This is a genomic window from Acinetobacter towneri (assembly GCF_017498585.1).
Classification (GTDB): domain Bacteria; phylum Pseudomonadota; class Gammaproteobacteria; order Pseudomonadales; family Moraxellaceae; genus Acinetobacter; species Acinetobacter towneri.
In genome coordinates this window covers 25,530-36,868 of sequence record NZ_CP071768.1, presented here as the reverse complement: position 1 = coordinate 36,868, position 11,339 = coordinate 25,530, and the positions used below count along the sequence as shown (strand labels likewise).

General features: G+C 39.5%; 8 protein-coding genes and 2 pseudogenes. 7 read left to right on the top strand and 3 right to left on the bottom strand.

Annotation, left to right across the window (positions count from 1 at the left end; genetic code table 11):
* The first annotated feature begins 308 nt into the window (after nucleotides 1-308).
* The 6 genes and pseudogenes from J4G44_RS13430 to J4G44_RS13405 form a co-directional block, all read left to right on the top strand.
* On the top strand, nucleotides 309-722 hold the full coding sequence (locus tag J4G44_RS13430; protein WP_225530251.1) for a cation efflux protein, CzcI-like: 414 nt from the start codon (nucleotides 309-311) through the stop codon (nucleotides 720-722).
* Nucleotides 723-770: 48 nt separating this feature from the next.
* Nucleotides 771-2,096 (top strand): TolC family protein, encoded by a 1,326-nt coding sequence (locus tag J4G44_RS13425; protein ID WP_035269736.1) that lies wholly within the window; start codon nucleotides 771-773, stop codon nucleotides 2,094-2,096.
* Between the two features lies 1 nt (nucleotide 2,097).
* A complete protein-coding gene (locus J4G44_RS13420; protein WP_016658777.1) occupies nucleotides 2,098-3,327 on the top strand; it encodes an efflux RND transporter periplasmic adaptor subunit in 1,230 nt (409 codons plus the stop codon).
* Entirely contained in the window at nucleotides 3,317-6,457 is a 3,141-nt protein-coding gene (locus J4G44_RS13415) for an efflux RND transporter permease subunit (RefSeq protein ID WP_096902762.1), read from the top strand. The genes J4G44_RS13420 and J4G44_RS13415 overlap by 11 nt, the downstream gene beginning before the upstream one ends.
* 86 nt (nucleotides 6,458-6,543) lie before the next feature.
* Nucleotides 6,544-7,443 (top strand): cation diffusion facilitator family transporter, encoded by a 900-nt coding sequence (locus J4G44_RS13410; RefSeq protein ID WP_005028603.1) that lies wholly within the window; start codon nucleotides 6,544-6,546, stop codon nucleotides 7,441-7,443.
* 183 nt (nucleotides 7,444-7,626) lie between these two features.
* Nucleotides 7,627-7,956 (top strand): annotated as a pseudogene (locus tag J4G44_RS13405) (recombinase family protein); the annotation flags it as partial.
* A 75-nt stretch (nucleotides 7,957-8,031) separates the two neighbouring features.
* Here J4G44_RS13405 and J4G44_RS13400 read toward each other — a convergent pair.
* A complete protein-coding gene (locus J4G44_RS13400; protein WP_004733307.1) occupies nucleotides 8,032-8,520 on the bottom strand; it encodes a GNAT family N-acetyltransferase in 489 nt (162 codons plus the stop codon).
* Nucleotides 8,510-8,776 (bottom strand): type II toxin-antitoxin system TacA family antitoxin, encoded by a 267-nt coding sequence (locus J4G44_RS13395; RefSeq protein WP_004733309.1) that lies wholly within the window; start codon nucleotides 8,774-8,776, stop codon nucleotides 8,510-8,512. Before J4G44_RS13395 ends, J4G44_RS13400 begins: the two co-directional genes overlap by 11 nt.
* Nucleotides 8,777-8,961: 185 nt before the next feature.
* On the opposite strand from J4G44_RS13395, the pseudogene J4G44_RS13390 reads away from it, so the two are divergent.
* Nucleotides 8,962-9,225: pseudogene (locus tag J4G44_RS13390) on the top strand (helix-turn-helix domain-containing protein); the annotation flags it as partial.
* A 253-nt stretch (nucleotides 9,226-9,478) separates the two neighbouring features.
* Here the strand turns inward: J4G44_RS13390 and J4G44_RS13385 are convergent.
* The gene (locus J4G44_RS13385) at nucleotides 9,479-11,047 is read right to left on the bottom strand and encodes an ATP-binding cassette domain-containing protein (protein WP_159124549.1); all 1,569 of its coding nucleotides are present in this window, start codon (nucleotides 11,045-11,047) and stop codon (nucleotides 9,479-9,481) included.
* Nucleotides 11,048-11,339 lie beyond the last annotated feature (292 nt).

Genomic DNA, 11,339 nt, shown 5'->3' with positions numbered 1-11,339 from the left:
CTAATTAGAGATTTTGAACTCAAGCAATTCTATAAAATTTTAACTTATGTGTACCTCTACTTTTAACTTCGGTTATTTATGGGAGGATTACCGGTGGCCTAACTTAAATAAAAAGTCTCCGACAAACCCGGTACGGTTCACTATCTATTGTTATTCTTACCTGAAATTGATGTGAGCTTATAGAGACAAGGTAAATTTGCAAAAGTGCCGGCTATTCAGTGTTCATTGAATGTTTAATTTAATTTATTAAGCTTGACCTTGGAGTGGCTCTAAGCCTTATACTTGGTACAAATTTTTCGATTGTTATGATGATGCGTTCTACTACATGGATTACAGTCTTGGTTGGATTGTTCATGTTCCAAAGCTTTTGGAATGTGGCGGCGGCCTTTTGTGTCCATGAACAACAGCCTCAATCACAGCAGAGTTATCATTTTGGTCATCACCAAAATACCTTGTGTGCCAGCGATAGTCGTCAACACGATCATAATGGACAGTCAGAAAACATAAAAACATTCAGTAGCGATTTAGAAATCGGTGAAGATCATCAAGATCATCTACCATCGATGACGCATTTGATTGTACAAAATGAAAAAGTAGATGTGTTTCATCCAAGCTCTGAAGTTAAAGTGAATCCACAATTTCATTGGAAAAACAGCTATCAGGCTCCTGACCTGTTTCAACAAAGCCCACCTCCCGAATTTTCCCCGCTCATGGTGGGGTAGCCTAAAACATTCCCACCACTTTTATTATTTAAATAAGTGGGAAAAATCATGTCTTCACAATCAATTATACTCTTGCGTCATAGCTTGGTTGCTTGTATATGTGCAGCGGCTATGCAATATAGCTATGCTGAAAACGTTACCAGCTTTGAATCCGCTTTAGCAAAAGTACAAAGTTACCAGACTCAAGACAAGCTGTGGCAACAAGTTCAGCAAATATCTGAATTGAATATTCAGCAAAGTCGGTTATGGCAGAATCCAAGTATAAGTTTAGAACAGTCTGGCTTTGGCTCAGGTCAAGAACAGGAATTCAATGTTGGCGTTAGTCAACCTCTAGATCTATTTGGTCAGCGTAAGCTGAACCGGGTGATTGCCAATACCTCGAATCAACAAATCCAATTGCAACAGCAATTATGGAAGGCACAAAGCCAACTGATTGTTAAATTTGCATGGTCGCAATTTGCACTTGCTGAGGTTGAGCAGTCTGCTTATTCAGTACAGTTAAAAACAAGTAAAGCCAATCTGGACAGTGCCCAGAAACGCTATCAGGCAGGCAGTATTGCCCTGGTTGATTTTGAGCGTACCCAAATTGAAGCGCTAGAAATCCAACGACTTTATCAGCAAGCGATGCTGAATAAACAAGCTGCCGGTCGTCAGCTGTCTAATTTGTGGGGGGGAGAAACATCTTCACATCTTCAATTGAATAAAACCGCTATCCCTTGGCCAGAGCAAAGTCTCCAAACTGTGCAACGGTATATTGCTGAAGGGTGGCTAGAAAAATTCTATGCCTTGAACATTCAGCAATCGGATCATCAAATTGAAAATTTAAGAATTCAGGCACGTCCCAATCCGACTTTAAATGTAGGCATGAAACGTAGCAAAACCCCTAATGAAAGCAACGATACGACTTTGGCAATCGGCGTGGCTATTCCACTGAATATTTTCAACCGCCAGCAATATGCGATCCCGATGGTCCAGCAACAGCAAATATTGCTGAACCAACAGCAGCAGCGTGAGCTGAAGCAACAAATACTCAATATTGCCAACAGCATGCATCAGCTCAAAGGTTTACGTAGCCAGTTCGATGCCACAACAGCACAAGTTACTTTGGCGACCAAAGTTCAGAGCCGTACTTTACAAGGGTTTCAGGCAGGGAAACTGTCCATTACCGACGTTCAACAAGCAACCACCCAACTGCAGAATCTTCGATTGGGTCAATTACAAATTCTACGTCAAGCTTGGCAAACTGCCCTCGCAGCTGAGGCACTCAGTATTGGCACAAGTTATGAAGAAATTAGCCGTTCGGATGCCTATACACAACTGAATAAAAAGGCAGTCGAAGCATCGCAAAATTTAATCAATGGGGGAGCACGATAAAATGAACGCCAAGCAAAACGGAAAAATATCCCAGTCTCTCATGATTGCAATTTTGATTCTGATTACGGTCTTGGTCAGTCTGGTTATTTGGTTAAGTTCAAAAAAAACTGAATCTGAGGGGCATGGTCATGATGAGGGAAATGCCGAACATTCTGATGAAGATAGTTCTGAAGAAGGACATGCTGAAGAAGGCGAAATACAACTGACCAGCCAACAAATGGTTGAACAAGGTTTAAAAGTTGCTGTTGCATCCACAGGATTGGTTGAAAAGCTGACAACCCTGCCAGGTAAATTGGTGGTGAATACCGATCAACAAGCGCATATATCGCCTAATTTTAGTGGTCATGTCGAGCAGGTCAATGTGGCTTTAGGACAGAGCGTGCAAAAAGGACAAACGCTGGCTGTACTAATCGTGCCTGAACTGATCGACCAACAGGCAAATCTGCGTATGGCACAGGTGAATCTGGATTTGGCCCGTAAAGATTACCAGCGCGAACAGCAACTCTGGTCACAGGGGATTTCTGCCAAACAGGATTACCAGCGTGCCGAAAATGCCTACCGTCAAGCGCAGATTACTGTCCAGTCCTCACAAGCACGTTTAAATGCATTAGGTGCAAGTGGCAATAACAATGGGCGTTTTCTGATTAAAGCACCGATCTCTGGGGTGATCAGTCAAAAAGATATTGTGGTCGGTGAAAATGTGCAACTGGCTAATCAGCTCTTTGTCATTGAACAGCTGAAAGATTTATGGCTTGAGTTTAATTTGCCGAATCAATTCTCAGGTCAACTGCAAGCCGGGCAAAAAATTGACTTTAAAGTGAATGATTCAGATCAAATCTATAAAGCTACTGTACAAAGCTTAACCTCTCAGGCAGATGTACAAACAGGGCGTCTGGTGGTGCGCGCAAAACTCGATGCGCAAGCTACTGAGTTGCGTTCTAATGTGCTAGTGAGAGTGTTGATTCCGGAAGCTACAGCAAAATCAGCCCTTCGGATTCAAAAGTCTGCGCTGCAAAGTATTGAAGGTGAAGACAGTATTTTCATCGTAGATTCAGAACAAAAAGGTCAAGTCCACTTAAAAGCACAGAAAGTGCAATTGGGGCAGGCTTCAAGTGATGGACAATGGCTTGAAGTGATTTCTGGGCTGACTGAAGGGCAGAAGTATATCGCTCAAGGCAGTTTCTTGTTGAAATCTGAATTAGAAAAAGACGAGGCAGGCCATGAACATTAATTCTGATCTGCCAAAACCAGAAGGTTTATTCGAACGAATCATTCAGTTTTCCATACAAAATGCGATTTGGGTGTTGCTCTTTGTCTGTACCTGGATTGCGGTCGGGGTGTATAGCTATCAGAAACTCCCGATTGATGCTGTACCCGATATTACCAATACCCAAGTCCAGATTAATACTCAAGCCAAGGGTTTTACTGCGCTTGAAGTCGAACAGCGGATTACCTATCCCATTGAAAATGCCATGGCTGGCATTCCGGATCTGGAGCTTACCCGTTCCATATCCCGTTATGGACTCTCTCAAGTCACCATTGTCTTTAAAGATGGGACTGATATTTATTGGGCCCGTCAGCAGATTAACCAACGGATACAGGAGGCGCAATCTGAGTTGCCTGCACAAATCGCACCGACGATGTCCCCCGTTTCTACGGGTCTCGGTGAGATTTATCAATGGGTACTGAAGGCAGATCCGAATGCGAAAAAGCCGGATGGAACTGCATACACGCCGATGGATTTGCGTGAGATTCAGGACTGGATTGTGCGTCCTCAACTGCAACGTGTTAAGGGAGTTGCAGAGGTCAACAGTATTGGTGGTTTTGAAAAAACCTATGTGGTCTCTCCCGATTTAAACCGGATGCAGCAACTGAATATCTCATTAGAACAACTGCAACAGGCTTTAGCGCAAAATAATGAGAACCGAGGTGCAGGTTATATTGAAGACAATGGTCAGCAACTGACGGTACGTGTACCGGGTACATTCAATGGGCTTTCTGATATTGAGAACACCATGCTGGGTAGCCCAAATGGCAGCCCAATTCGGGTTGGTGATATTGCGCAAGTCTCTATTGGGCATGATTTAAGAACCGGTGGGGCAACCTATAACGGCAAAGAAACCGTTTTAGGGATTGCCATGATGGCGATGGGTGGAAATAGCCGGACTGTTTCTAAAGCTGTGGATGCCAAGCTTCAAGATATTCAGAATAGTTTGCCTAAAGGGGTAGTGATTGAAACGGTGTACGACCGTACTACCTTGGTTGAGAAGGCGATTAAAACCGTTCAGAAAAACTTGGTAGAGGGAGCAATCCTGGTCATCATCATTCTGTTCCTGTTTTTAGGGAATATCCGTGCTGCCTTGATTACTGCCTGTGTCATTCCACTCTCTATGCTGTTTACCTTAACCGGGATGGCACAGAAAAATATCAGTGCCAATCTGATGAGTTTAGGTGCACTCGATTTCGGCATCATTGTCGATGGTGCTGTGGTGATTGTCGAAAACTGTATCCGGCGTTTAGCCCATACACAGCAACTGTTAAAACGACCTCTCACACAAAGTGAACGCTTTAAGGAAGTTTTTCTGGCTGCCCGCCAAGCACGTCGTCCTCTTATTTTTGGTCAGCTTATTATTTTGGTGGTGTATTTGCCGATTTTTGCTTTAAGTGGTGTAGAAGCAAAACTATTTCATCCGATGGCTTTAACCGTTGTTCTCGCACTGGTGGCAGCTATTATTTTATCGATCACCTTTGTGCCCGCTGCAGTTGCTTTATGGGTTAAAGGGGAGATCAAAGAAACGGAAAGCCGTTGGATGATCTGGCTCAAAACCCGATATCAACAGATATTGGATGGAGCCTATCATTACAAAGCGGTGGTTTTAACTTTTGCCATTTGTCTCTTGGTCATTACGGGTCTGCTCAGCACGAAGATTGGCAGTGAGTTTGCACCCCAGCTGAGTGAAGGTGATTTTGCGGTACAGCAATTACGTTCTCCAAGCACAGGCTTGGAAGAGTCTTTACGTATTCAGGAAAATACCGAAAAGCTTTTACTGAAAAACTTTCCCGAAATTAAAGCTATATTTGCCCGTACCGGGACTGCTGAAGTGGCGACAGATGTGATGCCACCGAATATTTCCGATGGTTATATCATGCTGAAACCACGTGAGGAATGGCCAGATTCAAAAGAAAGCCTAGATGCACTTCGAACCCGAATGGAAGCTTATCTTGCGACAATTCCCGGCAATAACAGTGAGTTTTCTCAGCCTATTGAGCTACGTTTTAATGAACTGATTTCAGGTATACGCAGTGATGTGGGGGTGAAGGTTTTTGGTGATGACATGCAGGTTTTGAATACTGAGGCTGCAAAAATCGCGAAAATCATTCAGCAAGTCGCAGGTAGCAGTGCGGTGAAAGTTGAACAAACTTCGGGTCTGCCTTTACTCAATGTAGAGATTGATAAAGCTTTAGCTGCCCAGTATGGCTTGAGTGTGAAATCTATTCAGGATGTGGTGGCTGCAAGTATTGGTGGACAAAGCGTGGGAGAGATTTTAGAAGGCGATCGTCGTTTTGATTTTGTTATCCGTCTTGGAGAGCAAGACCGTAGTGTCGCATCTGTTTCCCAGTTACCTATTCAGCTTCCAAATGGTGGCAGTATTTTATTGTCGGATGTCGCGCAAGTCTCGACCATTGAAGGAATCAACCAAGTCAGTCGAGAAAATGGTAAACGCCGAGTTGTGGTTACAACGAATGTTGAAGGGCGTGATTTAGGGTCTTTTGTTTCTGATGTACAGACACAGCTCAAAGCATACACTTTGCCAAGTGGTTATTGGATAGAATATGGCGGTCAGTTTGAAAATTTGGCTTCAGCCAAAGCACGGATGCAAATCGTGATTCCACTGGCTTTAATCACTATCTTTATTTTACTGATGGCGGTCTTTCACAATGTCAAAGAAAGTCTATTGGTCTTTACCGGGGTACCCTTTGCCTTGACCGGTGGTGTGCTGTTCCTTTGGCTAAGGGATATTCCATTATCGATGTCAGCTGGAATTGGCTTTATTGCCTTATCTGGTGTTGCAGTCCTCAATGGACTGGTAATGCTGACCTTTATTAAGGAATTAAGGGACAAATATCCAGTGCATAAAGCCGTGTGGCAAGGGGCTATTTTGCGCTTAAGACCAGTGTTGATGACAGCTTGTGTGGCTTCACTGGGTTTTGTACCAATGGCGCTGGCAACCGGAACAGGGGCTGAGGTTCAACGGCCACTGGCAACCGTAGTGATTGGCGGGATTATCTCTTCAACATTACTAACTTTGGTGCTGTTACCCGTGCTTTATCGTTGGATAAATGAAAAGAAAGTTTCTTAATCCAATAGATTAGTCGATTTACAGCAGAGATATTGGCTGTTATCCAATATCTCTGCTCATCATAAATAGAATAAGGAAAATATTTTATGTCAGAACATCATGATCATAGCCATGCGGTTGTTACTGAAGAAAATAGTAAGAAGTTAATGGTTGCCTTAGGTTTAACGACTACTTTTTTAATAGTAGAAGTTGTCGCTGCTTTTATTACCCAAAGTTTGGCTTTGTTATCTGATGCAGCTCATATGTTTACTGATGTAGCCGCTTTAGCTATTGCTCTTGCCGCTATCAAAATTGGTAAAAAAGCCGCAGATGATAAAAGAACTTTTGGCTATCAGCGATTTGAAATTTTAGCGGCTCTGTTTAATGCGGTGATGCTTTTTGTGGTAGCAATATATATTGTATATGAAGCTTATCAACGTTTTACGAATCCTGCTGAAATTCAAAGTGTTGGAATGATGATTGTCGCGGTCATTGGTTTGGTCATAAATTTGATTTCAATGAAAATCCTTTCTGCTAGTGCTGAAGGAAGTCTAAATATAAAAGGTGCATATTTAGAAGTTCTTAGTGATGCTCTAGGATCGATAGGCGTGATTATCGGAGGAATAGTTATTTATTTTACCCAGTGGATGTGGGTTGATACCGTAATCGCTGTGTTAATTGGCTTCTGGGTCTTACCTCGAACTTGGATTTTATTAAAACAAAGTATTCATATTCTGCTTGAAGGAGTTCCTGATGAGATTGATATTGAGTCGTTAAGAAATGATTTATTGAAGCTAGAGGGCGTTGAAGGGATTCATCAGTTGAAAGTCTGGGCTATATCCTCAAGAAATATTCATTTAACTGCTCATTTGGTTGCTCCGAATAGCAATACAGATCAACTCTATCAAAAGGCCTTAGAAGTTCTAAAACATAATCATAATATTACTGAAATTACGTTACAAATAGAAAATACGAAATGTAATACATTGAACCAACATAAACACTAATTTGGACTTTAGTCTTCATATAGATGTTTTGTGTAACTTTAAAGTATACCCTAAAGTTACACTGTGAAAGCTGTAAAATACATGTCTCATTTAAATGAAATTCATACATACGTTACATGTAACTTTTAAGATTAAGATTCATTAGTTACAATAAGCAGAAATAGTCATCTAGTAGATAACAATATGAAAGGTCATAAAGTTGGATATGTCAGAGTCAGCTCTATTGACCAAAATATTGGACGCCAACTTGAGGGAATTGAAGTAGACCGATTATTTGTCGATAAAGCTTCAGGAAAAAATACAGCCCGTCCTAAATTTCAGGAAATGCTCAGCTATGTCCGTGAAGGTGACATGATTGTTGTGCACTCTATGGATCGCTTCGCTAGGAGTCTTAAAGATTTAGTGACTGAGGTTGATCAGCTTGTAAAAAGGGGAGTGGCTATTCAGTTTGTGAAAGAGAATATTACATTTACGGCTCAGGCCACCCCGATGGATAATTTGATGTTGCAACTTGCAGATTATTGGATAAATCAGCCACTAATTCCTGTAAGCAGTTTACCAGTCACTCCTATTGCTAGTAGACCACTTTCAATTGAAACTAGGTATTTCACTCACTGGGTATATTAATGTTAATGGATTTGATGTTAATGAAATAAAGCCGAAACGCTGATAAAACTCCATCGCTTTTTTATCTTTAGCATGTATTACAACAAAATTAACACCAATAATTTGAGCAACTGTTGAAACTTGTTTAAGAGCATGGGCTAAAAGCACTTTCCCAATTCCTCGCCCCTGAACGGTTTGATCAACGGCAAAGCGACCTACAACTACACAAGGGAGCGGATAACGAGGTAATCGTTTAGTAAGCACAGTATCAACTACATCAAATCCTATGGATGTGCTGGATAAACAATAAAACCCTCTCACTTGTAGATCATCATCAATAGCAACATACGTTTTACTTGTTCCTGATTTCTGATGTTGGGATGCATACTGTTTTATGAATTTATTTAAATCATCTTGCCCGCAATTAAATGATTTTTTCTGATGATGGGCTTGTAAAACCTCAATTTTCATCTAATAAACTCATTAATTTTTTCATCTCATCATTTGCAGGGCGTGGGTTCTCAAGTATGTTCATTAACATATCTCGATCAGCATTATTTACTTTTAACTCATAATTAGATTTAAGTAATTCTTTTGCTCTTTCAAATGAGGATTGAAGCATAAAGGAACTTACACTGAGTCCCAATAAATTCGCAGCTTGTTCAATTACATTTTTTGCATCTACTGTTGAACGAATATTAATTCGTTCCGTTGCTAAGTTAGTCATATCCCACCCAACAAGTACATCAATTTGATGTACAAATTATAGCAGATTAAGATTGTGCTTCAAGATTCAAATTTGGATATTTTGTTTTGAATTATTTGAATAGAAAATCAATGGCCTACTACTATCCAAAATGAGTGGCAGGATTTGAATAAGAATAACTGGTAGGTTTACATAAGAATACTCAGCAACTTATGGGGGCTTTTGCCCAATTTGAACGAGAGATTATTTTAGAGCGCCAAAAAGAAGGGATTAAGATTGCAGCGGCTCAAGGTAAATATAAAGGTCGAGTCCATAAGTTAAATCAAGAGCAGGCTGAAGCTTTACGACACGCCTGGAAAGAAGGGAAATATCCATCGAAAGTCGATTTAGCTAAAGCTTTTGGTATTAGCAGACAGGCTGTCTATCGCTATTTGAAAAATGAAAATGTCATCGATAGACTTTATATTTGAAGCAACAGAAGACCTAAAGGGCTTTACTGGTATCCATTGATTGTTCAGCAACATTAAATAAAACCGTGGAACATTGATCAAAGAATAGGCGTGGAACGTGAACAATCATAAAAAAAGCCCATTCGAGGGTGAGTGGGCTATAAAACTGAAATCAACACATTGAATTATAACACAATTTAAAAAGTATTGCGTATAAGGTGTATTATGTTAATTTTAGTAGAACTAATAAATCTATATATTTGAAAATGTCATTTTACTCAATTAAATACTCTTCAGATATTTCACACTGTTCAACAAAAAAATGATCATGTGAAACTAAAATTACAGCGCCCTGATATTGGCTAATAGCCTGCGATAGAAGCTCTCTAGACTCAATATCTAAATGATTTTCTGGTTCATCAAGCAATAATAAATCAATACCATCAGGATAGTGACTCATTGCTAATAATGCGACTTTCAATTTTTCACCACCACTCAGTTCTGATAGTTTTAATAAAGCTTTTTCACGACGAATACGTAACTGACCTAACAAATTTCTCCACTCAACTTCAGTAAGATTGGAGTTATAAAGTGCAAGGTTTTCGATTACGGATAAATCATTATTTAATAAACTAAAGTTTTGATCTAAATACAAACATGTTCCACTAAAGAAAATATCATCACGTTGATGGGTAGAAATCAATTTCAATAAGGTTGATTTACCAATTCCATTAGCACCTTTAAGATGGATTTTTTCGCCAGCTTTCAATGCAAAATTAATTTTATTTGTTGCTGTATGGGGTAGCTTTAAATCATGAATTCTTAAAATCTCTCCTTGCTTCGTACTCTGTAAGTGGAATTCAAACTTCTGAGCTTTGATTTTTTCTACAATGGTCTGCCTATTAATCAGACTATTTTTCAAATCATCAGTTTGTCGAGTTTGTTGGGCACGTAGCTTACCTAAGCTTTGTCCAGCATTTTCCTTTTTGAAATCTAGAAAAATCTTTGCTTGAGAATTAGAATCACGAAGTTCATTGCCTTTAGATTGACGTTTATTCGCTTTCATTAAGCTATCATGTTGCCGTTGTTTTAACTGCTTTAATTCTTTTTTCTCATTATTAATAGACTGAGTTAATGCATCCATGTGTAGCTGATGCTGTTGAATGTAATGCTCATAATTACCTTTGTAGTGTTGTAAGCCTAATTCAGTTAAAGCATAAATATGTTGGACTTGATTGAGTAATTGGCGATCATGACTAATCAGGCATACACCACTAGGGTGTGCCAAAATACTCTCAATTAACCATTGTCTAGATGTTGAGTCTAAATGGTTGCTTGGTTCATCTAAAAGTAGATAGTGATCCTTTTTTAAAAACAAACGACATAAAGCCAGCTTTGTTTTTTGTCCTTCACTCAGTTTTTCTGTTGGAAAGTTCAAATCCGTAGGTAAGTCAGCATTTTCAAGTATATTTTGCCATTTTTGTGGTAAATCCCAGGTATTTTCAACTAACTCATAATCATCAAAACTAGCTGTATTGTTCTCTATACGCCGAAAAGCATGATGTAAATGATCTACCTCTAATGCTTGTGCAATATTTTCAGCATTAAGGCGTTCTAATTGTGCCAAATAATCATGTTGGATATTCCATGAAACTTGACCACTATAATGAATATCTAAAGCTTGGCTTTGATCTAATATTCTGAACAATAGGGATTTACCTAAACCATTACGTCCAATTAATGCAGAAACCTGTCCTGATAAAAGCGTAATGTTTAGCTGATCAAACATTTTCTGTGTAGAAAATTCTAAATTTAAGTTTGAAGCAATACATGCATGTTGCATAAAAAATTCCTCATGTAGAGGATATGCAAAATAGTGAAGATTAACTTATAAAAAACAATATATTATTTAGGATATAAAGTAGAGACCAAGAATATATAGCCACAAGTAGAATCTATTTTGCACATCAAAAGTTTAAAAATAATGATGAGAAAATGACTTACTTCATTGGCGTTACTCTTGGGAGGATGATTTGAATAAGGTTATTTTATAATGATAAGACAATCTGTCAAGCTTGTACTAAAGCTTCTAAAAGTTATTTAACATAATGGCTGTTATGCGAAGTCGACTTGTA